This window comes from Candidatus Zixiibacteriota bacterium (assembly GCA_026397505.1).
Classification (GTDB): domain Bacteria; phylum Zixibacteria; class MSB-5A5; order GN15; family PGXB01; genus JAPLUR01.
Genome location: JAPLUR010000042.1, coordinates 1 through 26,296 on the forward strand (window position 1 = coordinate 1; position 26,296 = coordinate 26,296).

At 51.2% G+C, this 26,296-nt stretch carries 20 protein-coding genes; 1 reads left to right on the forward strand and 19 read right to left on the reverse strand.

Annotated features, from left to right (window positions below; genetic code table 11):
* The 7 genes from NT002_02450 to NT002_02480 form a co-directional block, all read right to left on the reverse strand.
* Positions 1-1,472, reverse strand: a 1,472-nt coding sequence (locus NT002_02450) for a hypothetical protein (protein ID MCX6828129.1), incomplete at its 3' end; no start/stop codon positions are given.
* Positions 1,462-2,445 (reverse strand): hypothetical protein, encoded by a 984-nt coding sequence (locus NT002_02455; GenBank protein MCX6828130.1) that lies wholly within the window; start codon positions 2,443-2,445, stop codon positions 1,462-1,464. The genes NT002_02455 and NT002_02450, both read right to left, overlap by 11 nt.
* A gap of 91 nt (positions 2,446-2,536) precedes the next feature.
* Positions 2,537-3,106, reverse strand: a complete 570-nt coding sequence (locus NT002_02460) for a hypothetical protein (GenBank protein MCX6828131.1) — start codon at positions 3,104-3,106, stop codon at positions 2,537-2,539.
* A gap of 17 nt (positions 3,107-3,123) precedes the next feature.
* The gene (locus NT002_02465) at positions 3,124-5,241 is read right to left on the reverse strand and encodes a hypothetical protein (protein ID MCX6828132.1); all 2,118 of its coding nucleotides are present in this window, start codon (positions 5,239-5,241) and stop codon (positions 3,124-3,126) included.
* Between the two features lie 323 nt (positions 5,242-5,564).
* Positions 5,565-6,617, reverse strand: a complete 1,053-nt coding sequence (locus NT002_02470) for a hypothetical protein (GenBank protein ID MCX6828133.1) — start codon at positions 6,615-6,617, stop codon at positions 5,565-5,567.
* Positions 6,610-7,704 (reverse strand): NHL repeat-containing protein, encoded by a 1,095-nt coding sequence (locus NT002_02475; protein ID MCX6828134.1) that lies wholly within the window; start codon positions 7,702-7,704, stop codon positions 6,610-6,612. Before NT002_02475 ends, NT002_02470 begins: the two co-directional genes overlap by 8 nt.
* Before the next feature lie 777 nt (positions 7,705-8,481).
* Positions 8,482-11,793 (reverse strand): PDZ domain-containing protein, encoded by a 3,312-nt coding sequence (locus NT002_02480; GenBank protein MCX6828135.1) that lies wholly within the window; start codon positions 11,791-11,793, stop codon positions 8,482-8,484.
* Positions 11,794-12,075: 282 nt separating this feature from the next.
* Here NT002_02480 and NT002_02485 point away from each other — a divergent pair, with 282 nt between their 5' ends.
* Positions 12,076-12,459 (forward strand): VOC family protein, encoded by a 384-nt coding sequence (locus NT002_02485; protein ID MCX6828136.1) that lies wholly within the window; start codon positions 12,076-12,078, stop codon positions 12,457-12,459.
* 205 nt (positions 12,460-12,664) lie between these two features.
* Here the strand turns inward: NT002_02485 and NT002_02490 are convergent, their stop codons facing one another.
* From NT002_02490 to NT002_02545, 12 genes are all read right to left on the reverse strand, one after another.
* A complete protein-coding gene (locus tag NT002_02490) occupies positions 12,665-13,708 on the reverse strand; it encodes a radical SAM protein (protein ID MCX6828137.1) in 1,044 nt (347 codons plus the stop codon).
* A 37-nt stretch (positions 13,709-13,745) separates the two neighbouring features.
* Positions 13,746-15,077, reverse strand: a complete 1,332-nt coding sequence (locus NT002_02495) for an SPASM domain-containing protein (GenBank protein MCX6828138.1) — start codon at positions 15,075-15,077, stop codon at positions 13,746-13,748.
* 1,111 nt (positions 15,078-16,188) lie between these two features.
* Complete coding sequence (locus NT002_02500; protein MCX6828139.1) at positions 16,189-17,649, reverse strand: serine hydrolase; 1,461 nt, start codon at positions 17,647-17,649, stop codon at positions 16,189-16,191.
* Positions 17,650-17,874: 225 nt separating this feature from the next.
* Positions 17,875-18,540, reverse strand: a complete 666-nt coding sequence (gene hypB / locus NT002_02505; GenBank protein ID MCX6828140.1) for a hydrogenase nickel incorporation protein HypB — start codon at positions 18,538-18,540, stop codon at positions 17,875-17,877.
* 50 nt (positions 18,541-18,590) lie between these two features.
* Positions 18,591-18,932 (reverse strand): hydrogenase maturation nickel metallochaperone HypA, encoded by a 342-nt coding sequence (locus NT002_02510; GenBank protein ID MCX6828141.1) that lies wholly within the window; start codon positions 18,930-18,932, stop codon positions 18,591-18,593.
* A gap of 7 nt (positions 18,933-18,939) precedes the next feature.
* On the reverse strand, positions 18,940-19,398 hold the full coding sequence (locus NT002_02515) for a hydrogenase maturation protease (GenBank protein MCX6828142.1): 459 nt from the start codon (positions 19,396-19,398) through the stop codon (positions 18,940-18,942).
* 5 nt (positions 19,399-19,403) lie between these two features.
* Positions 19,404-20,867, reverse strand: a complete 1,464-nt coding sequence (locus NT002_02520; GenBank protein MCX6828143.1) for a Ni/Fe hydrogenase subunit alpha — start codon at positions 20,865-20,867, stop codon at positions 19,404-19,406.
* A 2-nt stretch (positions 20,868-20,869) separates the two neighbouring features.
* Positions 20,870-21,853, reverse strand: coding sequence for an oxidoreductase (locus NT002_02525; protein MCX6828144.1), 984 nt, complete (start codon positions 21,851-21,853; stop codon positions 20,870-20,872).
* Complete coding sequence (locus NT002_02530; GenBank protein MCX6828145.1) at positions 21,850-22,338, reverse strand: hydrogenase iron-sulfur subunit; 489 nt, start codon at positions 22,336-22,338, stop codon at positions 21,850-21,852. The genes NT002_02525 and NT002_02530 overlap by 4 nt, the downstream gene beginning before the upstream one ends.
* Positions 22,331-24,334 (reverse strand): CoB--CoM heterodisulfide reductase iron-sulfur subunit A family protein, encoded by a 2,004-nt coding sequence (locus tag NT002_02535; GenBank protein ID MCX6828146.1) that lies wholly within the window; start codon positions 24,332-24,334, stop codon positions 22,331-22,333. Before NT002_02535 ends, NT002_02530 begins: the two co-directional genes overlap by 8 nt.
* Positions 24,321-25,223 (reverse strand): CoB--CoM heterodisulfide reductase iron-sulfur subunit B family protein, encoded by a 903-nt coding sequence (locus tag NT002_02540; protein ID MCX6828147.1) that lies wholly within the window; start codon positions 25,221-25,223, stop codon positions 24,321-24,323. The genes NT002_02535 and NT002_02540 overlap by 14 nt, the downstream gene beginning before the upstream one ends.
* Entirely contained in the window at positions 25,220-25,864 is a 645-nt protein-coding gene (locus tag NT002_02545) for a 4Fe-4S dicluster domain-containing protein (GenBank protein ID MCX6828148.1), read from the reverse strand. The genes NT002_02540 and NT002_02545 overlap by 4 nt, the downstream gene beginning before the upstream one ends.
* Positions 25,865-26,296 lie beyond the last annotated feature (432 nt).

The window sequence follows — 26,296 nt, forward strand, 5'->3', positions numbered from 1 at the left end:
TGGCCGATTGTCAATTTGCGGATATCCGAAGATACCGCCGAAGGAAATATCGACAACGGCGCCCATCCGTTTTCCTGTTCGGCTTTGACCACTTTGACCTGCTCTCCATATTGCCTTGCAAGATATTCAAAATCGGCGCCATCGGCAAGACGCCCTCCAACCTCCTGAGCCTTGACCGAATCAATTACGGCCATTCGATCTAGCAGAAACTGTTCCGGCTCCCGAAAACTGTCCGGGTTCTGTTTATAATATGTTTCGAATTCGGCCCGGCTGAATTTTATCTGCGATACTATGGTCTCTTTAAGATACGCTTCCAGCAGCATACTATCAAGACTCTTTTTGAAGGCTGCCACAACCAGAGGATTATTCGCGTACCCGGCTTTATCAGTCGCGGCGGAAAGGATTATCTGATCTCGGGCGCGGGAGGAGACGCTCTCTAAAATGCTGTCGAAAGACCGATTTTGCACCGACATCGCCGCCTTGGATAACATCGTCCTGAATTCCTCATCCGTCATTTTATCTTTATCATTTACATGAAAAATAACGGCGCCTGAACTCTTAATGAAATCCTGGGTATATAGCTTGGCCGAATCGCTTTGAATATTCGCCCATCCGGTTGAATCTGTGGTCACGGGAAACATGGTCCCGAGATTTTTGACATATATATTCCAGGCCGCTTCATTTTTCTGCGACTTCAGGAGCTCGGTAATAATTCTTTTAAAAAGCGGCATTTCCGTCGTGTCGGCCGGCTGAAACAGCTCGAGCCTGAGAAACGCATATGCCTGCTCATAACGGAATGGCGGCGACAGCTCACCCGGCTTTAGTTTCAGGGCCTGATTACGCAGAACTTCTTCAATGCTGACTCTGTGCATTATGCTATGAAGACCGCCCCGGAATCTGTATGTATCAAGCGATACCGCATTGGCAATGCTGTCCATGGAAGCGCCCCGCTTTATCGCGCCGATCAGATTCTGCGCCTCGTCGATGGTCTTCACCGCCACGGTTCGTATCTGTATCTTATCATAATTCTTCAGAAAATAGGCAAGAATCTCACTCTCGCTGATATCCAGATTCGGTTTGTAATTGTCAGCCAGATAGCGGCGGATAGCATTATCACGCCGGATTTTTTCCATCTGTTTGATAAGCCAGGCCTCTTTATCCATTCCCAGATTGATGGCTTCCTGAATGATAAGGCGGTCATTCACCAGTTTATTGAGAATCTTCCGGTAATCAAACTCCTCCCGCTTTTCCTGATCGATATTTGAATGGAATGTTATCAGGGCGGAGTCAAGATCGGAAGCGAATATGGTGTCGGCATTGACGACCACCAGAGCCTCCCGCAGGGTATGCGCCGGTTGGACGGTAAGTGCTTTTTCCTGTGCCGACGCGCTCATAAACGTAAGTAACAAAATAGCCATGCAATCGAAAGCGGCACCGCGAAATTTCCTTGCAAAATGGAATCTATTTCTCAAAGACATGTAACTTCTCCAGCAAAAGATGAGTTGCGTTCCTCGTCAGTTTCCCCAGCGAGCGGGTGATGCCCAGTCTGAATATTGTTTCCGAATCGGTGCCGCGGCAGCTTAATTCGGCGGCCGCCAATACTTTTCCCGTGGCGGCATCAAGATACCGGCCGCCCAATTCAATCTCCGGAGTCGATGTTTCTCCCCCCGCCGGCGCAGGCAGGAAGAGATCGACGCTACCGGTGATAACCCGCTCAACCTTGAACCTCTCATGCAGCTGTTTGAGAAGAGTCAAGTCCACTTCGCCTCTGGGGAACTGTCCGTTTTGGCGGAATAATTCCAGCGCGGCTCCGGGTTCGAGGATGCGGATATTATTCGCCGCCAGATCAGATATCGCCGTCATGGTAATGATATCACCGGCATGTTTGTCTGTCGAGAGATTGTCAAAAACCACCAGGGCATGCAATGGGCCGACGCTGCGTGCCGGATCCTGCGCCAGGCGATAAATCATTCGAGAATTGAAATCGCCCAGAGATTCTTCGGTCAATTGCCGCGCCAATTGCTCCATAGATGTAATCCGTCCGATACCAAGCATCCCAACATAATCCTGACCGCTTGCCCCGGTCGATGTGGCCCATAATATGGACATATCGCCGGCATCGACAATCCTGAGGGATATTGCGGCCTCCGGAATCTGATCCGGGAGAAAAATATCGATTGAGCCCAGCATGAAATAGTCGATCCCCAAATCACCGGCCATCCTGGCCGCGTCTTCGAAACCAATCGTCGCTGTCGAACGTATCCGGTATTTCCGGAGCTCGCGGTCAAGACTCCCCGAATCTATCAGCGTAAATTCTCCGCGCGAGATATAGTCGTTAATAAGAGGAGAAAAGACTGTTACCGCTTCGGCACGACCGCAGTAGTTAACCAACGGCAATACGGCGAGCCGAACAGACGGTAAAATGGCGGAGTCAGCAGAGAACATTTTGCCATCGTCGGCCGCACCGACAACGGAACATATAAACGTCATAATCAAGAAAGTATGGATGAGAAATTTACTCTGTGCAATCATATAGCTATTTTATCAAAGTCATCAAAACACCATCCACACAGGCGCGAATGGCCTCTGTCTGCGTTTTCCCGCCGCCGCCGAACAAAGACGCCCAGAAACCTCGTTTACCCGCCGAATGCGTCGCCGACCAAATCGTCGTCCCTTTCTCCGTCTCAATCAGGCGCACCACCAGAGTCACAATATTAGTTGTGGAACTGCCGCTGCGAAGCTCCGATAATTCCGTGACCGAGCCCACGAAGATTCCCTGTACTTTCAGATCTTTGCCGATATTAAGAATCTGTTCCTGCGTCATTTCGCTGAAACGCCCGCCGGCTGTGAATTTTTCGATGGCGCGGGTCACTTCGCCCGGTTCAACCACATCAAATGACTCCATGGCCAGAAGCCGGGAGATAAAAATCCGCGTGGCGCGCGGCCCGGCCCCCTGATTATCCGACAGATTGTCAAAGGGAACCACTGCCACCCGCTCAAGATATTGATAATTGTAATCGCGATTTAAAAATACGGTCGGACCGCCGGCGCACCCGCACAGCAGAAGAGCCGGCAACACCAACGTAATCAATAATATTATCTTCATCTTATGCAGTCCTCAATTTAGAATCCCGTATTCAATCCTACCTGTATGAAACTTATCCGGCCCCCGTCACTCAGGGAGGTATTGCTTCTGGAATAATTGGCAAAGGCCGTGGTTCGGGGACTGAATTGGAAGTTTATCTGTGCATTGCTCCGCTCATAGCGAACGCCGTTTCGGCTGTCATTTATGGCATAACCGCCCCCAACCGTAATCTTTTCACTCATCGTCCAGCTTAGATTGTAATCCTGCGAATAAAATATATTCTTGGTTTCATAATTGGCGGCCAGCGCGCCGGAAAAATGGATATTTGTCGTCACCCGATAGTTGATGCCGAGACGGTACTGGCGTCGAATGCGAAAATCATCGGTCTGGTGCACCGACGTCGATTGATACACGAAAGCAAAACTGGCGGCGAGAGAACGCGATACGGCGCCGCTGGTAGAAAAATGATATGTCCAGGTGTCGAACCGATTATGAGAATCAAACAGATTATTGCGGCTGAATCCGACATCATGGGACACGGTTAGGGCGTCCAGTAAATTCGCCTTTGTCAAGAAAAACAGGCTATTGCTCTCTTGTGTTTTCACCCGATTAATATAATTCGAGCGCGTCAGAGCCACAAATGAAAATTCCACCGTTTTTATCGGACTTACTTTGAGATTATAGGTAAGATTGGTACTCGTATTGCGCATATTCGTGGCCTTGAAATTCTCTGTTCCCCCCTGGAATCGAATATCCTGGGTCAGGGTGGCTTTCGGATTGTGCCGCAGCGCCAGATTATAAAAGAATTGGTTGCGGCTGTCCGAGAATTCTCCCTTTGGCTCCAGACGGTAGGAAATATCTGCCGATGAAGTCAATACTTTCGAGAGTACATAGGCGCTGCCCAGATTGATATTATGCGATGTTTGATGGATCTTTTCCTGAGACGACTCGCTGAATAAGTCCCAGGCCTCGATTTCGGTCACCAGCGCCAATGGCACATCGTTGGCGCCGTAATTTACCGCCTTTATATAACGGGCTTTCTGCTCCGTGAATTCGATCTCATATCGACCGAAACTGGTATTGAATACCGTAATAACATTCCCTTCAATCATGTCCCAGGTCAGATTATCACCGGAAATATAAACACTCCAGCCCAACCCGGAACCTGAGGGGCGATCGGTATAAATATACAGGGCGCTCACTGCCCGGGGAAATCCAAAATCAACTCCGATATTGCGGTCAAGCAGGGCCTTGCCGATATCAATCTCCGGCGTAACCGGAGAGGAGTTGTTACCATCCGCGAGCGTGGGAAGAGTATCCAGTTGGCCCAGATCAGGAGTCGGGTCGTAGGCATACAGGGCCGCCACAAAGGGAATTGGCCGCAGCACCGCGGCGGTGGGCGGCCGGCTCGTCTCCTGAGACCGATATATGAAATTATACGAGGAATTGAGCTTAAGATGCTTGCCTATCGCTATACTTGTTTGATTCCAGCGGAATTGATGCTGCCGGTTGATAATTTTGAGACCGGTGACAAGATCGTTATTCTTATTGCGCCCCATGCTGTAATAAAAATCCCGGTTCTTCCAGGAATAGCTTAATGCCGCCTGCCAGAGTCTCCGACGCGTATTCCGGGCATTGCCGCCGGTTGGGGTCTCATCAGTAGTACCCTCGATGACCGTATTTACCTCACTAAAAGAATGATCCCATTGATAACGGAATTTTAGAACCGGATATGATACGGCCCGGGTCGCAAATGCGACCGATGAATTATTTTGAATCAGATTCGTGGTGGCGTCGTTGCTGGTGGATTTTTGATGGATCAGATTTCCGTTGATCGTATAAACCGGATGATTCCAGAACAATTCTCCCTGAGGCTGAAACTCCCGGCGCCACATATGTGTCCCTTGTATTTCATCCACGCCAATATTGTAATAGTGCAAGGAGGCGCGAGTGCCCAGGTATGAAATCAGGTTCTTTGACCAATTGACCGTATAATCCTGCCCAAGCGATTTTGTCCTGCCGTCCGAAGAATTCAATTGCAACCCCGAAATCTGAGCGTTGCCGTGCAAATTATTTGACAGAAGAGCGCCCGCTGGAATAGCGCCCCCAAAGAAAAGGAGGCTTAGAGCTATCAACGCCGTTTCAAAATGTGTCATTCGGCTATGCCGACTTCTGTATCTCTGCATATTCTCCTGCGGCCGAGAAATCATTAATTTGACGCGGCGGCTCGATACCGGCTTTTCCATCTTTTGTCAGCGGAGAACATATCAAATTGAAGAGGAAAACCGTATTTATCCATTTTATCGTGCCTTAATATATCTTTCCTGCGACATGACATCCAGTATTATCTCTTCAAACTCACAATTTACTTTCATGCCTGTCATCAAAACGCCCGGGTATCAAACCCGGGCGTCTTGAATCTCATTATTCTAATGACTCAATGTGCCGTCAGAGTGAGGACATTAGAATCAATATTTCATTAAAATGTCAGCGCGTCACCAACATCCTTGTTGTGGCATTTGTTGCAAAGCGAACGCTGTTTCACTCCGGCCATCGTATATGGGCTTGGAATGGCATAGGTGCCGGATCTCACACCGTCCGCATCAAGCGTGCCGACAATGAAATCCCAGCGACCGGCATCGGGAGCCGAGGAAGCGTGGGCGCGATGGCAGGTCAGGCACATTACCTGGCTGGAAGCGGTCGGGCCGGTCGTCGAAGTAGTGTCCATGGTCGGATCTTCAAACGGTACCAGTTCCAGGAAAGCAGTTGCCTGAACACCACCGGTCTGGTCGCCGGTACCATTATAACGATTGTATGTACCGGCGATGGTACCACCCAGCGTCATTCCGGAAGGGTGAATCAGCTTGGTGTTATTGTTGTGGAAATCGCCGTGGCAGTTGCCGCACCAGGCGCTCATGCCGCTATGATAGGCGGTGTGTTTGACATTGGAGACGGTGTCATCATATGACACCCCCTCCGCAAGCGGGGCGGCATTCGTGAATGTGAACAGGCCATCCTGGATAGAGCCGATGCCATAAAGCATACGGAAATTGGTGTTACCATGCGGGTCATGGCAACTGGAGCATCCGAGGTCCGAAGACGGGAAGGCGATCGCGCCGTGGCCCGGAGCATCCAGAACCGTTCCATCAGCGGCAAGAGCATAACCGGGAGCCACAATGTTGTGGCCGGCGGTTCTGCCGGGGTAACTGCCGCTGCGCCCATCATTAAGATTGGCAGCCGTCAAGAAGATGAAACTGCCGGCCGCAGTCTGCGGCGGCGGATTCAGCGGAGTGCCGGTGAATTCGTTGCCGTGGGTGACAGCATGACATGACAGACAGACGTCACTCGGGGTGGCGTCTTTCAGCAGCCACGGATTGCCGTTGGGGCTGTTGGCATCAACCAGAGCATTATTCTGGCTGTTGTGCATGGTATGGCAACCACTACACCGGGCAACACCCTCGTCGTGGAATGCATAGGCGGTGCCGCCGAGCACAAACAACACTCCGGCTGCAAGCAGTAGGAGCTTACGCATGAAAAATACCTCCAAAATGTTGATAGTTGTTTATGGCCGCAAAGGTTGTCTTCCGCGACCTATTATCCAGTATCTGCCCGGTCTGGTTGTCAGAACCGTTCAGCGACTTTTCTTGTATATTGTTGTCATTAATAATCTTAGTTTGACGCTCGCGAATACGCTCCGGCATCCGGCAGACCTGAATCTTATTATTGAAAATCTGACCAATATATATCAGACCATTGCCGTCAACCGCCAGCCAGGTGGGATGATAAAACCATCCCGGACTGACTCCTTTGCCCCCAAACTCACCCAGGAATTGGCCATCGCCGGTATAGCAGGATACGTTGTAGCGATGTTTATCAAGAACCAGAACCGTCCTATCGGGAGCGACGGCCACCGCCACGGGGAAATTCAATTCGCCCGCCTGAGTGCCAAAATAACCGATCTCCCGAATCTTATTCCCCTCCAGATCCAGACAATAGACCGTCCCGATGGAACTGACCGGAAGGTAAATGGTGTCGCTGCTGATCGCCATAGCTCCATAAGAAACGTCGCGCAGAAGATTCCCTGTCAGGTCGGAAGTCGCCGGGAATTCCTTATCTATCAGGCCATTATCTGAAAATCTCAGAATTCGCTTGCCACGCCCATCAGTTACATATAGTCTCTGCCGGCTGTCAAAAGCAATCGCCCCTATTTTGGCATTGGCGATTAAGGAATCGGAGGTGAACTGGCGTAAAAAAATGCCATTATAGTCATACTCAAATATGCCCTGTCCCGAGTTGTTTGTCCCCAGCACAAAAACATGACCGGCGGAGTCGACCGCTATATCTGTCGGCGCCCCACACTGTTCTGATGTTGAAAACTCGAATTTATACAGCCCATCCTGATTCATTATCACAATTCTGTCATTACCGGCGTCCGCCAAATAGATTTCGCTGACTCTATTATCCGCCAATATCCTGGACGGACGCAAAAAGTGATTTACTGCCCCCGGAAGCTTCAACTCGCGAACAAGGTCGGCCGGGACCGAAATCAATTCCTGCGATGAAAGATAGGACGGAGTGAAAATGCCAAATATCATCAGAAAATATGCAATTATGACCATTCCGAAACATCGACGCCCACGAGAGAACAGGGTACCCGTGTGAAAATTTTCACAAGAATTGATACGCGATGAAGGCAAGTGAACATTTTCACAAACTTCCGTGTGCGAAAAAAGCGCGTGAACTATTTCACAAGTATTCATATTCAAAGCTAATTCCGTTATCACTCATCTATTCTACGCAAGTAATCAGGACAGTAAAGGTATTTTCTCTCATGTTTTGCTCCAAATCTAATATAAAACAGGAGAATGTCAAGTGAATTTATCCTGATTTCATGCATTTTTTTTGAAGCCCCATATGTTTGGGGGAATTATAACATTAACAATGGGTTAGAGAACATTATCATTTATAGGTTTCGTGTCAATGGCACTAATTTATTCGCGAATCTAAATAATGCCAGACTTTATTACTCATGATTGGCAATTCAATTGTGGGCAAAAATGGTCGAAATTGTTGTTATTTAATATGATAGCCTGAATGTCATGGAATCCTGATTATATTCCTCGCCCGGCTGGCAAATTATAAGGAAAATGATACCACCCTGAATCAGGATCGGGGTATGGATAGCATGGCAAAAAACATCATCCCCATGCAGAATTGTCCAATTATTCAGCTTCGTTTGCCCCCAATGGCATAATTTGCTCTCTATTCCAATATAGCCCGGCTGAGTTCCACGGTACCCCGAAATGCCTGCAATGAAAAGGCCCAATGATTACTGGAACCATTGGGCCAAACAGCTAAGAAAGAGATATTGGGAAGATTCCTGCCGGTCCTAAACCTTACCTTGGCGTCGGCGGGGCCGGACGCGGCGGCAATTTTCTGGGCTCTTCCTTGATCTTTTTCTGCAAATATTCAATAGCCCTATCCAACTGGTCATCATGCCCTTGTATTAGGCGTCCGGGAAGATTATCCACCTCCATATCCGGCTGAACGCCAACATTTTCCATCACCCACTCGCCCTTCATATTGTAAATCGTCCCCTCCGGCACCGTGAAATACCCACCATCGAGGAGCGGCGGAAATCCCCCGATGCCGACTACACCGCCCCAGGTGCGCTTCCCCAGAAGTGGGCCAAGTTTGTTTTCGCGGAAGAAATAGGAGAAATAATCGCCGTCGGAACAGGAAAATTCATTACACATGGTGATCATATGGGCATTAAGACCGGTGGGCACCACCACCGTATCCCGGCCGACTCCCATCGCCTGCACCGGCTGCCTAAGTCTCTGCATGATAAGATCGGAGACAAAACCGCCACCGTTATATCTGACATCAATAATCAACCCCTCTTTGCGGGTCTGATGATAGAACATTTTCATGAAGCGGACCAGGCCATAACTACCCATATCCGGTATCTGAATATAACCGATTTTACCCCCTGAAACCATATCGACATACTGCCGATTCTTATCTACCCAGTTATAGTACCGCAGAGCTTCCTCGGAGGCAATCGGTTTGACTGTCACCTCGCGTGAACTCTCCATAGAAGGTCGGCTATTGATTGTCAAGGTGACAGTTTTGCCCACTGTATTGACCGTGAGCAGATATGGGTCAATCTCACCGGTCACCTGATGCCCGTCAATGGCCAAAAGATAGTCGCCCGGTTTAACTTCTATGCCGGGTTCGGTCAAAGGCGAACGAAGTTCATTGTCCCAGTTCTCACCCTTGAGAATTTTCGCAATCCGAATTCGATTGCTTGCCTTATCAAGTTCAAAATCAGCCCCCAGAAGGCCGGTATTGCTGGGATTGATAGGGGGCATATCACCGCCCCCAACATAAGTATGAGAACAGCAGAGTTCGCCAAGCATCTCGCCCAATATATAGGTGAAATCGAACCGGTTGATAACATAGGGGAGAAGGACTTCATATTTATCATGAATCTTCTTCCAGTTGACCCCATGCATATTGGGATCGTAGAAGAAATCTCTCTCCATCCGCCAGGTTTCATCGTACATCTGACGGTACTCGACCATATGATCCACCAGCATTTCCATCCGGGATAGATCCAGCCGGTTATCCTCAAGTTCGGCCTTCTTGCCACCCGTTTCGGCTATGAAATAATCATTCCCCTTCTTAAGGAGAGTCTTTTTTCCGTCCGGGACCAGAGCATAGTCGGTGACACCGCCGGCAAATTCATAATCTTTTCTGTCTTCAAGGATATATTTGTGCAGAACCTCATCCTCTTTGCCGACTTTTCCCATCAGTCCGCGCATCGGTCGGCTGATATAGAAAACCGCACCCTGCATAGCGGCGAGACCGTAATATTCGCCTGCCGGGAGATCAAAGGCTACCTCGCGGTCATATATGCCGTCAAAATCGATTTTAACGTCGACCGGCTTCTTCTCTTCTCCTTTGCCTTCTTTTTCTCCCCCCTTGGCGCTGTCGGCTTTCCCTTCTTTCTTATCCATTACAGTGACTTCATCACTCTTCGGCGCAAAGGGAGAGGGGCCGGTCGCAGAAAGGACAATCAGATAGAGATTCGTAATGGCATTGTTAACCGACGAGAATTCATAGGTGCTTAAGATCGGGTTGAAATTTCTTTCCGAAAGAAAATAGAGATATTTGCCGTCGGGATCGAAAGCGGGCGAATAATCATCGGTGTATCCGGGGGTCACCTGATGTATCGAGCCGTCGGCGAAAGAATAAATATATATCGCTCTGATATCGTTCTGACCTGCTTTAACATAAGCCAGATACTTGCTGTCCGGCGACCATGAGAAGCCGCGCACATCGCTCCGTGGCGAGAAATCTATCTTGGCCTGCTTCTTGGTGGCGATATCGATGTAGTACACATTCTTATCTCTATCCGAAAAAACCAGCTTCTTGCTGTCGGGCGACCATTGTGGTTCGAACTTACGGCAGTGACCGTCGGTGGTCAGCCGAATTTTCTCTTTGCCGTCCTGCGACACCAGATAGAGTTCCTCCTCGCCGGTGCTGTCGGAATTAAAGGCGAGCCACTTGCCGTCGGGCGACCAGCGCGGGACAACCTCCTTGGAGCCGGTCAGATTGGTCAGGTTACGCGTGTTACCTTCCTTGGCCGGCACGGTGAATATATCGCCGCGCCCCGAGAAAACTGCCCGTTTACCGTCTGGGGAGATATCGAAATCATATAACCGGTCAAAGGCTTTCACTATCTCGGGACGAACCGTATGCCGGTCGGTGATCAGACTGACCGCAACTTTGCTCACCTGTTCCGAAGGCAGTTCCAGTAGATAAACATATCCGGCATTTTCAAAAGCGATGGCATCGGCGCCAAGACTCGGCCAGCGAACATCAAAGTCGGTAAAATTGGTCACCTGATGAATCTGCCTGGTTTTGGTGTCATAACAGAAAAGATTGAGCGTCCCGGCGCTGTCCGGTTTTGAGGTGCGATCGGAGTTGAAATAAATTTTATCGCCGTACCACATCGGAATATTGTCGGTGCCGACCCAGTCGGTGATTTTCTCAGAACTGAAATCTTTCAGGTCGAATATCCAGACATCCTGCGCCATGCCCCCTTTGTATCGTTTCCAGGTGCGAAAATCGCGGGAAATAGGGCAATAGGCGACCTTCTTGCCATCCGGCGAAAAACTGGTAAATCCCGCCGAAACCATCGGCAACGGCTCGGATAGCCCACCCTTTACATCCACCAGATAGGCCCGCCCCTCCCACCAACTCATCGCTTCCTTGCGCGAGCGATAAAGAACTTTCTTGCCGTCGTTAGACCACCCCAGCGTCATATTCTCCGGGCCAAACCGCTCGGCCGTATGCGCAATACCGGGGTGAAAAGTCAGTTGTTTCGGCTCGCCGCCGACAGTCGGCATGACATAAATCGACATCTCGCCGTCGTATTGCCCGCTGAATGCAATCATGCTGCCGTCAGGGGAGAAGCGCGGGAACAGCTCCAATCCCTCGTGGCTGGTCAAGCGCGCCGCCTGCCCGCCGGCACGCGGGGCGGTGTAGATATCGCCGCCATAAGAGAAAACGATCTTGTCTTTGGAGACATTCGGGAAACGCAGCAGCCGCGCCTCACCCGAATTTGCCGCCGGCTGGGCTGGGGCAACATTGCTCAATAGGAATAAACCGAGCAACGCCGTTAGCATCAGTTTTTTCATAGAGACTCCGGAATATTATGTGATAAGAAATTCAGCATCTTTCCCAGAAAAGTTCATGGCCTTATATACGTCACTGCTCTAAAATCAGTTTCTTTTCTTTATAGCTTGGTGAATTTATGCTAAAATGCCGGTTTAGGCAAGGACAACAATTTGGGCTGGCGGATGACCCCTGATATTATTTTCCGTAGGGGTGGCCTGCATGTTGACCCCGTTTTACTCCGCCAAATAAATCCATAAATGTCTCGCCCAAGAATCGTATATTTTCCAAAAAAGGAGAAATCTATGCCCAGAGTTGTACACTTTGAAATTCATGCCGATAACCCCGAAAGGGCGGCAAAATTCTATACCGATTCCTTCGGCTGGAAAATCCAGAAATGGAACGGGCCGGTCGAGTACTGGATGGTTATGACCGGCGAGCCGGGCAAGCCGGGGATCAACGGCGGTTTGATGCGCCGCCACGGCACTGTCACCGGCGATTCCGTGATAGCCTTTGTCTGCACCCTCGATGTTCCCTCGGTGGATGATTATGTCAAAAAAGTAATTGCCGCCGGAGGGACGATCGTGATGCCGAAATCGGCGGTGCCGGGTATCGGCTGGATGGCCTACGGCAAGGATACCGAGGGGAACATCTTTGGTCTGATGCAGGAAGACCCCAACGCCCGTTAGTCAGAGATTTTACTTCTCGTATGGATCGACCGACAGGGGCTGTCCGGTAAGTACTGTGATTGGCGGATTCTCAAACCCGCCATCGGCGGAAGTGTGACCCGTCACATATTGCATCTATCCTATCTTAAATGCGCCAGCCCTCTAATTATAAAAAGCAATTCCTTCTGATCCTGAGAAGCACTGCACGCCGTCGAAAAGAAAAGACTTATCTGTTTATATTTGGTTTAACTTCCAGCGCCGTCTTATAAAGGCATAGCGGAAACGAAGCTTTGATATCGCCGGTATGGGCCAGCGTCGCCCCCCGGCAGGCTCCGCGGCAGTTAGTAAAATTGTCGCATGACCCGCACTCCCCGTGAATCTCCTCCCGTGGAACAATCGACATTGCCCGCATCTCCGGCAAATTCCATATCTCTTCCAGCGGGCGCTGGCGGAGATTGCCGACTTTAAACCTTTTATCCATCAGAGCCGTACAAGGATATATATCGCCGTTGCCTTTCAGGTAGAACGTCTCCACCCCTGCGATGCATTTATGAAATCCGTATTCGGGCGGACACGGGCCGAAACTGACATCAAAGGACGTCACAAGTGAATTATTAGCCTGCGCCTCTTCGACAAAGCGAAGCAGACCCGCCAGCTCATCGGTCAGATTCAGTCGCTCATTGACATTACCGTGCTTCCCTCTTCCGACCGGCGCAAATCCGCAGAATCGGATCGTATCCACCCCTTCTCTACCGGCCAGTTTCATCATCTCGGGGATATCGCCCAGATTCTCTTTTCCAATCAAGGTCGCCAGTATCACTCTTGTGCCGAGGCCTTTGCTGATACGGATTGCCTCAATGATTTTATGAAATTCCTCGGCGCTCGCCCCCCGCATCCGGTGGTTCATCTCCGGCGTGGAACCGTCGAGACTGATCTGAATCGCGCGAATGCCGCCCTCTATCAAACGCGCCGCCCGCGTTTGGTTTAGAAGAATGCCATTGGTGGTAATATTCGACTTGATCCCCTTCGCCCAGGCATACTCCGTCAGTTCTTCGAGGTCTTCTCTCAGAAGCGGTTCGCCGCCGGTCCAGCCGATCATCTTGACCCCGATTCCCGCCATGGCGTCGATAACCCCTTTGCATTCATCCGTATTCATCTCATCATGCGGTCGTCGGGCGGCGGCGCTGTAACAATGAGGGCAGGAAAGATTACATTGATTGGTTATCTCCCAGCCGACAATTTCCGGTATTCGTTCCGATTGATCTGTCATAGTATTTTAAGCCTGCTGATGTTGCGCCGGTGCAATTTCATTCCGCGGCCGCCTGTCTTGCGGCGCCGGAATGGGCAAGTGCAAGCATCTCCTTGAAGTTGTATTTCCAAGATGAACATACTCCGTGAGGTACTTCAGGATTCTGTATGCTCCGCATCGGGCAGCCCCCCATGCAGACAGGGAAGATTTTGCATTCCCGGCATTCCGCCAATTTAAACGGATCCCAGGCCGTGTAAGTCTCCAGATTTTTCCTCTGCATATCGTCGGGAGTCAGTGCCGTGAGATGACCGATTGACTTGGCCGGATCAAGCGCCAGATCCTCCCAGCAACGGAACAGATGCCCGGTCGGAGAAACGACAAAATGCCCTTCGCATATCGCCCCGCAGGTGGCGCCGGTCATTACGTGAGGATAATCAACCTGTCTCATGCCCATGTCAAACAGCCTCTGGTATATCAATACCAGAGTTTCCGAAAACTCCTTGTCGTCATAACATCTGTCACGAATATTGGAGCAGGCGGCTCCCGATGATGTCACTTGCGCGAAGTAGACCTTAATCTTGGGAAGAATCCCGCGCTGCTGCAGCTGCTCCGCAACCTCGCAGGCCGAATCGACATTTTCTTTATCCACATTTATGCGCACGTTTATGTTAAGAATGTCGGCCGTCACCGAAAGGTTGTCGATAATCCTGTTGAATGTTCCCCGGCCGTTACGGAGCTTGCGGCGGCTGTCGTGCACCGCCGCAGGGCCATCGATCGTTATCTGGGCCTGGGCAATGCTCAAATCCTTGAGACGCCGCGCCATTGCCTCATCCAGCAGATAGCCGTTGGTGATAATCGCGCCGGGCATAATATTGACACGATGCTTTTCGGCCAGTTCCAACAGCTTGCTCTGAAGCCGCTCGAGAATAGAAAAGCAGAGAGTCGGTTCACCGCCGAACCAGCAGATACGCAGCGCCGCGGCTCGAGTCAGATAGCGATCGGTGAATTTCAGGAGTGCATCTTGTGTATCTTCGGCCATCCGGACATTCGAGTGCGATTCAAAGCAGTAATCACAATCGAAATTGCAGGCGAGCGTCGGCGCGATAGTAAGTGTCAAAGTATTACCCTCAAGCCGGGTGGAGCGCGCCCTGGTTTTCAATGCCGCCGTCTGGTCGACAGCGTCGGCAATCAGGAATCCACCGTCCTTTAAACAATGCATAAACTCTCTATCCTGCTCTGTCTCGGCTCCGTCGGGATGAGCCAGCAGATGCTGCACGCGGGGATAGTGTTGTTTCTCGATCTCGGCCATGGCGCCGGTATAGCTGTTGAAAGCCAGAATCATGCTGCCGTCTTTGGCATCGAAGAAATGGTTGTAAGGTGATGGTTTCATGTTTGTCTTTCGGCGATGTGGCCTGTCATTGTTACAAAATCATCTTTTCTGTCGGCCGTGCGCCGGTGATTTTATCACCGGCGCACGAAAAAACTGCCTGATTATTACGGTTTATACTTGCGGCAGACCGGCGGCTCATTAATCATGCAAATGATGTAGTAAGGAGACTGCGGATTAATCTGGAGCTGTGGGAAATTAATTAGTTTCACTATTTCACCTCCTTTCGGTTCCATGTGAGGGTCTCTTATTCCATTACATGCTTACGCATGCTCTAAGAAAGGATCTTTGTTCTCAATTCGACTGTGCTGCGGCATTACTTCAACCGATACGCGTCGCTCTGTCCCCATGACCATTATTTGTAGTTCTTACATATGATAAAAAGAGGACATTTGGAAATGCAGAGATTCGGCTTGCCCACAATTTCCATCTGCGGCAATGTGATTAGTTTCACTCTTCCACCTCCTCTTCGCCTTAGGGGGTAACTTCAATCTTCATAACTCTAGAATTGCCCAAGCTGCGCTCGTTGAGTCTTGCATAACGGCAAGCAATGCGCCGACAAGAATTCCTGCCGGCGCATTCACTTTTTGCCAAGAAATTACGGTTTGTACTTACGGCAAACCGGCGGCTCGTTATTCATGCAAACGATGGGGAAAGGCCCGATAATGGGTAACGGCCTATTGGCGATTTCAAGCTGTGACAATACGACTAGCTTCACTATTCCACCTCCTTTCGTCAGTTAAAGGATTTTGCGCGATAATTAGAGAATTCCCATTTGACAGAGAGACTCCGATATGGAATCTATTCTGCTCTTCGCCGGAAAAGGAAATTGTCCTCATAGTCTATCAGAGTAACCGTAAGAAATTCCAGACATCCTTACCTCTGGGAAATCCTTCCACCATTAGTTGTAATTTAATGGCCGCAAGCCAAATGTCAATATAAATCGGTTCAAAATGTTAACGCCCCGATATCTAAATCGCCCACTGGCAGGGCAGATGACAGATACGGAACCGAATGGGTAATATCAATCTATTATCTGACTTTTGCCCGATTCCTGCGCCGATATGCAGCCCCTTCGGGCTATCTGCCTTCCCCCTCGGAAGGCACCTCATTTCTACTTCGCAACCCGTGTCAGCCACTGTCGGGCCAGCGCCGCGACCCGACCAGCATTGGGCGGGTCATAATTCCCCACTACGACCACCGTGTAACCAGTCGAAAAATCCGCCTCCAGAGCCGCATTAATTCCCGGGGCGCCGCCGGCCACCCCGATTCCTCGCGGCGGAACGATGCCGGCCGGCCCAGATGCTGCTGGCTTTGCCGTTCCGGGGCGCTCATCGGTGAGAAGCCATTCGGCATAGGCGGGCGAAAGGAGAATGTTCTCTTGCAGGGCAATGGTGAATTTGAGCAGATCTTCGGCCGTGGAATAACCGCCGCCCGCGGCGCTTCCTCGGGCCGGACGTGAGTAAATATTTTTCCGCCGGGGCGCCTCTTTTTCACCCTCCGGACGAGTATATCCTTCGGCCAGGTTGGCCACCGGCATATCCGCCTCATAGGAATCGCTGTTGGTCATCCCGGCCGGCCGATAGATATTGTCCCGTATGTAGTCATAGTACTCCTGTCCCGATGCCGCCTCAATGATAGCGCCGAGCAAAATATACCCGCCGTTGGAGTACTGGTTTCGACTTCCCGGTTCAAAAGCCAGGGGAAGACTGTCGAACATCGGCAGAAAATCATTGTTCGTGCGGAAACGATCCTTGGGAGTGTTGTCGTACTTTTCCCCGAAAAAATCGCCGATTCCGGCCGTCATATTGAGCAAATGATCGACCGTTACTTTACTTCGCGCCTCAGGATTGGGATAATCGGGAAGAAACCTCCCCAGCGTATCCTCAAACTTTATTTTCCCCTTCTGAATCAATTGCCCGATAGCTACTTTGGTAAATAGCTTATTGATCGAACCCAGATTGAACTTCGTATCTATGCGATTGGGCACCCCGAATTCCTTGTTAGCCAGCCCATATGCCTTCTGGAAAATCGGTACATTCTTCTTCGCGACCAGCACCACTCCCGAAAACTCATCATTCTGCGCCATTTTGTCCAGACGATTACCCAGCGAATCAAGAAACTCCTGTTCGGCCATAGGTGTTGCCGGCTGATCGACAATTGTCGGATCGGCCTCTTCAATCCTTATGCCGAGCAATTTAAATGGCGGCAAAGCCTCAAATTGGAACGAAAACGTAAACCAGGTTTTGTCTCCGCTTTCCACCAATATGGTCGCCGTGGCACTATCCGCTCTGACCACACGGTCCGGCCGCAGTTGACCAAAATCCCTTTGCATATTGCGATACATTTCCAGCCGTTGCTCCATTGTTCTCTGCTTCAGCGATTGTTCGGCAATGCATTCGAGGATGAATCCTTTCATCGCCCCTTCACCGCCGTTAAAGGCCTCAAAATAGTCGGCAACGCATTTGCCGCCGGGGATGTTAGGTGGGTCAAACGCCATTCCGCTCGAAATGCCGATAGTCCCAATGGCCGCCAGAACCAGAAATATTATCCGGGAATTAACTCTGGAAAACATGCATCCTCCCTATGGGAATGTTTCTATATTCGATTGAGATTTTACAGGAGATTATACGTCCAGTTTGGAATTTTGTTCCTTTTGGAGGGGCCGGGTGGCCCACCAGCCTTTGGATTGCATCTGAATTATATATTCAAAATAGGGTTTGATTAATCAATCCCCATCGTCTGTTTCTTGTGTTCTATCTGATACACCGGCAAGGTGTGGTCGCATGACGGTCGGCTTTTACAGTTTCTTTCCGGCGACCAATTCCTTGAGCCATTCATACCAGGACTCAAGCCCGGCTCCGGTACGGCAAGACGTTTCGAATATCTTCAGATTGCCGTTTATCTGAAGCGCATTCTTCTTCACCCGCTCGATATCGAAATCAGAAAGCCCCAGCAAATCAATCTTGTTTATTACCATCGCCGAGGCCCGGCGAAACATCGCCGGATATTTGAGCGGTTTGTCGTCCCCCTCGGTCGTACTTATCAGCGCCACCTTCATATCCTCACCCAAATCATAGCTGGAGGGGCAAACCAGATTTCCCACATTCTCGATAAAGAGTATTTCAATCCGGTCGATATCCATTTCATCCAGTACACGAGTGATCATCCGCGCATCGAGGTGGCAGGCGCCGCCAGTGACAATCGGCCGCACCGCCTTGCCGCCCGCTTTAATGAGACGGTTGGCATCGTTCTCCGTCTGCACGTCACCGGCAATCAGCGCCATATTGATTTCATCGCTAAGAGAACCCAGCGTCCGCTCCAGAAGCGAAGTTTTGCCGGAGCCGGGGGAACTGACCAAATTGAGCGAGACAATCCGCCTAGCCGCCAGTTTCTTCCTTATCTCCGCCGCCAGACGGTCGTTCTCGGAAAGAACTTTTTCCTCAATATTAATTTTCTTCGTCATCTTACTTTCCGTCATTTATCCGAGCCGAACCCAACCTGCATCCCCAGAATCTACTCCGTCTCCAAGTAGGCAATATCCAACTCCTCACCCTGCGTCACCTCAATATCACCCGAAAAGCAATGCGGGCAAACAAAAACAAATTCTGCAACCTCAAAATCCTCTTTGCAGGCCCGGCAGATTCCCTTGACCGGCACCTCCTCAATCACCAGTTTTGCGCCGGAGAGTTTCGTATCGACTGTAATCGCCTGAAAGCCGAATTCCAGTGCATCCGGATTCACCCCCGAGAGCGCGCCGACCCGCAATCCAATCGCCGAAATAGCCGCCAGATTTCGATTATCCATCTCCTTCAGTGCAATATTCATCACCGATTCGGCAATCCGCAGTTCATGCATGACGGGTCTAATCTTTCCAGATTTCCAGTTGCTGTTTGACTTTCTGCACCAGTTCTTTTATACCTTGCTCGGCCTTTTCGCTCAGGCCGCCTCCTACAGTATACGGGTCAACCACTTCCAGCGCAAAAATTTTTATTTTCCAGGGAAATTCCAACTGCAACTCGCGGGCCAGAGCCAGCATTTCCGGGAGGCCGGCATAGTGAGGGGAGGGGGCGAACACTTCACCCAGGTCCTCGGGACTCAGATCGAGAATTGTCCCCGCCGGATGTTTCCCCGTCTTGATGGCATCCAGAACAATGGCGCGCTCATACCCGACAAATAAATCAAGAAGGGCCAGGCCGGAGAGGGAGCTTTCCACGATCTCGGCCTGACCCTTTATTTCATCTCTGAGCGCCCGTGCCGCCAGTATACCGACTGCATCATCGGCCAGCAGCTCGTTACCCAAACCCAGCACGAGCGTTTTCATATCAGCTAATCGCGGCGAATCTCTTTGACCAGCTCATGCTGTGCATCATAAACCCTTACGATTAAAGGGGTCTGCCCCGGCAAGGCGTGCGTGGCGCATCCGTGACAGGGGTCATAGGCCCGGAAACCCATCTCGACCATATTGAGCAGGCCGTCGTTCACCTGGCCGCCTTTGATCAGGCCGCGCGCCGCCTTGTCGACCGACATGGCTATCCTGGCGGCATTGTTTTGCGTCGCCACGATCAGGTTGGCCATGGTGATAACACCTTTCTCGTTGGTCTGGTAGTGATGGAACAACGTTCCGCGCGGCGCCTCGACCACACCGATACCCTCTTTGGGAATCTCTTTTGGTATGGTGCGAACATTGGGGCTGACAATTTCGGGATCCTTGGCCAGTTCCACCGACCGTTCGGCCGCATAGAGCAATTCAATCAGACGCGCCCAGTGGTTGGCCAGCGTGTGATGCACCGGTTTGCCGCCGAGTGTCTTGTAAAACAACTCGTAAGCCGCCTGCGCTTTGGGAGTGGCCATACCGTCGGCGGCATTCAGCCGCGCCAGCGGAGCGACCGCATATACGCCGCTATCGGGGCCGTCCTCAAAACCTTTCCAGCCGACATCCTTTAAATAGCAGAACTTGATATAGCTCCATGGTTCAACATGCTCGGCGACATGCTTGAGATAATCCTGTGCCTTGAATTTCAGGAACTCTTTGCCGTCCGGCTTGACTACCCGCAGAAGGCCGTCATAGAAATTGACCTTATTGTTGGCATCTACCTGACCCATGTAGTATGTCTTGTGCGTGTACATATCGGAGAGGATATAATCGACATACTGCTTATTCTTCAGAACGATGTCATTGAACACGCTAAGAGAGAATTCTGCGAACTTGACCGCATGTTCCGCGCCGGCAATAAACTTCTGCTGATCGTCCTTGTTTATCGGCTTGGCAATTCCGCCCGGCAATCCAAAAACCGGATGGATTACCTTCCCGGCCGCCAGGATAATCAACTCCCGAATTTGCTTGCGCAATCCGATGACTTCCTTGCCGATATCCAAGCCGACTTTCCCCAAAACACCGAGAATATTCCTCTCCGCTTTGGGTGCGGTTGGACCGACAACAAAATCGGGGCCGCCCAAGAAGAAGAAATGAAGAGCATGATCTTCGACATAGAAAAGGCTGTAAACCAACTCTCTGATCTTCTTGGCCGCCGACGGCGGATCAACCTTGTACAGGTCATCCAGCGCTTTGGTGGCGGCCATATGATGCGCCGTGGGGCAGACCCCGCAGATACGTGATGTAATCTGCGGCATATCCTCTGCCGGACGTCCTTCGGCAAACTTCTCGAATCCGCGCAGTTCCGGTATCTGAAGGTAGGCGCGCTCGACATCCCCTTTATCATTCAGGAAAATGTCAATCTTTCCGTGCCCTTCAAGTCTGGTGATAGGATCTATAAGTATTTCACGAGCCATTATCACTTACCTCCTTCTTTCGCCGGCTGGTAAGTCCGATGCAGCAGCGAGGCCGGCAGGCTGTAGCGGAAAAATGTCCCGCCGGGATCGGCGATTTTGTCCAAAATGGCCGCAATCTCCGCTTCATCGTTGGAACCGACCAGCGAGGCGATGGACGAGAGTGCTTTGGCGCCGTAGTCGATCACATGGCTGGTCGGGCCAAGGCATCCGGTGCAGGGCATATTGCCGTTGATACAAACCGAACCGCAACCGCTGCGGGTCACCGCACCAAGGCAGAGAAGCCCCTGCGCCAGAAGGCACTTATCGGTCTCGATCAAAATCTCATGCGGCCGCTTGAACTCCTTAATAGCCAGTTTCTCCGGCTTGGACTCTTTGCGCGGGCAATCCTGACAGAGAGCCTTATCGGGCGCCAGCACCGTACCTTTCGCGGGAAGTTTCCCCTCAAGTATCGCGCCCAGCGCCTTATTGATTAAATCGACCGGCGGCGGACACCCGGGTAAATAGTAATCGACATCAACCACCTGATCGAGCGTCTTGACCGTCTTCCAGAGCGAGGGGAGAGTGAGCGTACCCTCTTTCACTTTAAATGATTCCTGAGGCAGCGTCTTCTCCGGATTAACCGTGCTGGGCGTCTGACTATAAGAATTTTCAAGAATCGCTTCTTTGGTCGTAAAATTGGCCAGGCCGGGAATGCCGCCCATATGAGAACAGCTTCCAAAGGCGATCAGAACGCCGGCCTTCTTGCGAAGAAGCTTGGCCATTTCGCCCTGCTCCGAAGAGCGGACAGCGCCATTGACAAAGCAGACCGCCATCTCTTTGTCCTGCATCTTTTCAACATCTTCTTTCTTGAAATCGAGCGCCACCGGCCAGAAGACGATATCCACCGCATCAACCACTTTCAGAATATCCTCATTGAGATCGACTATGGCTTCTTCGCATCCGCCGCAGGCGGCGCACCAGTAAAACCCGACTTTAGGTTTGCTCATACCGGCGCTCCTTGCCGGGCCGCCCCGGCGCCATGGGCCGCCATGGCGGCTGCTTTCGGCTCAAGGTGAAGCGGGCCCAGTTTCCGGATATGCTCCGTCATCTCATTCATCACTTTCTGAACCCGATCTCCCTCGGAGGCGGCGATCCACTCCATGCGGACTCGCTCCGGCTCGATACCCATTTCGTCCAAAAGCCGTTTCAACAGAGTGAAACGACGCAGGGCCTTGTAATTCCCCTCCTGATAGTGGCAGTCGCCCGGATGACAGCCGCCGATAAGAACGCCATCGGCGCCCTCACGAAGGGCCGTCAGGATGAACTGCGGATCCAGTCTTCCCGAACACATGATCCGTATTACCCGGGCATTGGGGGCATAAACCATTCGTGCCGTTCCGGCCAGGTCGGCGGCCGTGTAAGTGCACCAGTTGCAGAAAAAGGCAATTATCCGGGGCTCCCACGGCTTATTGGTATTCAATTTATCAGACATAACTGATTACTCCCTTGATTTCATCATATATCTGTTCATCGGTGAAGAGATTCTGCTGGAGAGCGCCCGATGGGCAGGCCGCCACGCAGGTCCCGCACCCCTTGCAGAGAGCGCCGTTAACCGAGGCGATATTCTTGTCGGCAACAAAGCTGATTGCACTATAAGGGCAAAGCCCGATACAGGTCTTGCAGCCGGAGCAGAACTCATCCTGGATATAGGCGGTGTTCGGCTCCAGTTCGACAAAACCCTTATCAATCAGCGCCAGCGCTTCCGCCGCTGCGGCGCCGGCCTGGGCAACCGTATCAGGGATATCTTTGGGGCCCTGACAGGCTCCCGCCAGCGAAACGCCATCGGTGAAAGTTGATACCGGCGCCAGTTTGGGATGTCTTTCCAGGAACCACCCTTCGGCGCCGCAGCTGATATTGAACACGCGGCGCACATCTTCGGCATCGGCCTGAGCCTCCAGCCCCGTGGCTAAAACCACCATATCGACCGGAATTCGCCGTACCACGCCAATCAGTGTATCTTCGGCCCGGATGATCAGTTTCCCTTCTTCTTCAGGTGTCGTGGCCCAGTCGGAAATCTCGGCCACCCTTCCGCGGATAAAATGGACACCTTCCGCAAGCAGGCGATCATAGAACTCCTCATATCCCTTGCCGGCGGCCCGCATATCGATGTAGAAATTGTAAACTTCAGCCTCGGTCCGTTCATGGATGAGATGCGCCAGCTTCAGCGAAGCCATGCAGCAGACACGCGAGCAATAGCGGTTGGTGTTTTCATCACGGCTTCCGACACAGTGGACGACAGCGACCGATTTTGGTTTCTTGCCGTCACGAAGCAGCACCTCGCCGCCCGTCGGCCCCGAAGCATTGACCAGCCGTTCCACTTCCATAGCCGTATAGACATTGGGATATTTCCCATAGCCATATCGCGGAATCCGTTTGGCATCGAAAGTCTTGTAGCCGGTCGCCAGGATAATGGCGCCGACCTCGATTTCCTTGATCTCCTCTTTTTGATTGAAATCAATTGCATTTCTCTCGCAGGCTTCAGCGCAGGTCTTCTTGCACTTCCCGCCGCGGAATTCGGCGCAGGTCTCCGGGTCGATCAGGGCCACCAGCGGCGTCGCCTGCGGAAATGGAATGTAAACCGGCTTCCGAAGATTCAATCCCTGGTTGAACTCATCCGGGAATTTCGGCTTCTTGAAGATACACTTGTCGATACATTCATAACATCCCACGCAGAGAGTCTCATCGACATAACGCGGTTTCCGCCTGACTTTCACCTTGAAATTCCCCACATATCCCTCCACCTGGCTGACTTCGGAATAGCTCCAGAGAATGATATTGGGGTGCGACCTGACCGCCGACATCTTCGGCGTGAGAATGCAGGCGGCGCAGTCAAGCGTCGGGAAAGTCTTATCGAACTGGGCCATATGCCCGCCGATCGTAGGTTCCCGCTCCACCAGATAAACTTTCTTACCGGAATCAGCCAGCGTCAGAGCGGCATGAATTCCGGCGATACCGCCTCCTACCACCAGAACATCCGGATTTACCGGGACCCTGGTTCTCTCGAGTGACTTATGATGGGCCACCCGATGCACGGCGCCCGCAATCAGCGCCTTGGCCTTAATGGTGGCCATCGCCTTGTCGGTTGTAACCCAACTGACATGCTCGCGGATATTGGCCATCTGGAAGAAATATGGATTCTCGCCGCCGGCCTTGGTCGCCTTGCGGAAAGTATTTTCATGCATCAGGGGAGAGCACGAGGCCACCACGACCCGATTAATCTTGCCGTCGCGGATATCCTGCTGAATAAGCTCCTGGCCGGGATCGGAACAAATGAATTTGTACTCCCGGGCGACCGTAACATTGGGAAGCGTTTTGGCAAACTCCACCGCCCCCGCCACATCAATCTTGCCGGCGATATTGATACCGCAATGACAGACATAAACGCCGATCTTAGGAGCGCCATTCTGTTTGCTGTCACTTGCTGACATGAGCGCCTCCTTCCGCCATCGTCACTTTCGCTTTTGGCGGCACAAACAGCCGTTGCATGCCGAGCTTCTTGTCGGCGATGTTCATCGCCCGGCCCATTAATTGCGTGAAATAGGCCACCGGCAGATTTATGTTTTCCTTGTATTCACTGCTCATCGGGCTCTGGTAGCATTCAAGATTGAACTGGCAGAGAGGGCAGGCGGTGACAACCACATCGGCGCCGCGCTTCTTTGCCTCTTTCAGAAGCAGGTAACTCAATCGCATCCCGACATCCTGCACCGTACCGGTAAGTGACCCTCCGCAACAGCGGGTCTTAAGCGGCCATTCAATAGTGGTGGCCCCCAATGCCTGTATCAGACGATCCATGATAATGGGATTGTGCTGATCGTCAAAATCGGCATAGGGGCGTACTATCTGGCAGCCGTAGTAGCAGGCAACTTTGAGACCTTTAAGCGGATTTCTCACCTGCTGCGAGATCTTTTCCAGACCGATATCATTGACCAACACATCAAGTGGATGTCTGGCTCGGATCGTCCCGCTATAGCTCAAATTCGCCGACTTAAGAGCATCATTAATTTGATGACTGACTTTCGGATAATCTTTGAGATAACGCTGAGCCTTGTTAAGCCCCAGGAAACAGGCGGCGCAGGGGACTACCATGTCGGTGCTGCCGATTTTGGCTGCCTGCTTTTCCGCCAGAGCCAGATTCCGCGCCGAAAGCCCGAATGCTTTCAATTCGCTGATGGCCATATAGGCCGTGGCGCCGCAGCAGTTCCAGTCTTCAAGTTCAGTAAGACCGACACCCAGGTTTTTAAAGACAGAGAGGATTGATTCCTCATATGCCCTGCCGGTCCCTTTCAGGGAACAGCCGGGGTAATAGAGATAATTCATAACCCCTCCTTTACCGGGATTCTTTTTCTGGCCTTGCTTTCTTCATCCTCGACTTTATCGAGGGTCCGAAGTATCGTTTGAAGTTCGCTCTTTTTCTCAATCGATTCGGCGCCCAAACCGATTCTCCCCTGCGACCACAGCCTTAGACCCATACCGGCCAGCTTCAGAGCGCTGAATGGATTTGTTTTCAAATAAAGCCTCATAATAAGGCGACCCTCACTGCTCCGTCCTTTACTTTCGACTGAATTGAAAAACTCGCGGGCCAGAACTGAAACCGGGAACCGCTTGGGAGCAACCCCCTCCCGAATCGCCAGCCGCTTGGTGGCATACATGATGTCGGTAATCTTGATCTTCTTCGGACATTCCACGGCGCAGGAATAACAGGAAGCGCATAACCAGCTCGTATAACTGTTTAGCACTTCACTTCGGAATCCTCCCCGAATCATGGCAATAATCCTTCGGGGAGTGAAATCCATCTCGGGACTCAAAGGGCACATGCCGCTACAAGTTCCGCATTGGATACAGTTGAAAAGTGTCTCTCCTCCGGGTATCGAAGCTATCTCAGCTGCAAACCCGGGATCGAGTTCAGCCTCATATTGTTCACCTTCCGGGCAGCAATCAAAATAGTATTTTTTAGCCATATATGTGAAATAATTCACAAGGAAAATGATAATAAAAAATCCCTCCGCATAGGATGTGATATAAGTCCAGCGGGAAGGGTATATATGACAATCACAAGCCTGGCTCAACTGCACAATCCTTTCTATGGACTCGAATCTATAAGAAGTGGACCTTCATGTCAAGGAAAACCTGACATAATAAAGGGCATATTTGCAGAATGAAAAATAGATGGTAAATGGATTGCATCATACGGGGCAAATATTGTCCTGATTTGCTGGCATCACGCAGTAAATCATCATGCAATTCAAAGCCCTCAATATGAGTTACAAAATCTGTGTCCACTAAGCAATTAATACCAGACATTTATTCTCATAATTACTTATCGGCTGGAATTATCGAAATGTAACCTCGCTCTGTTTCTGTTATTCCAAATCGGCTGTCTATTGTCTTGT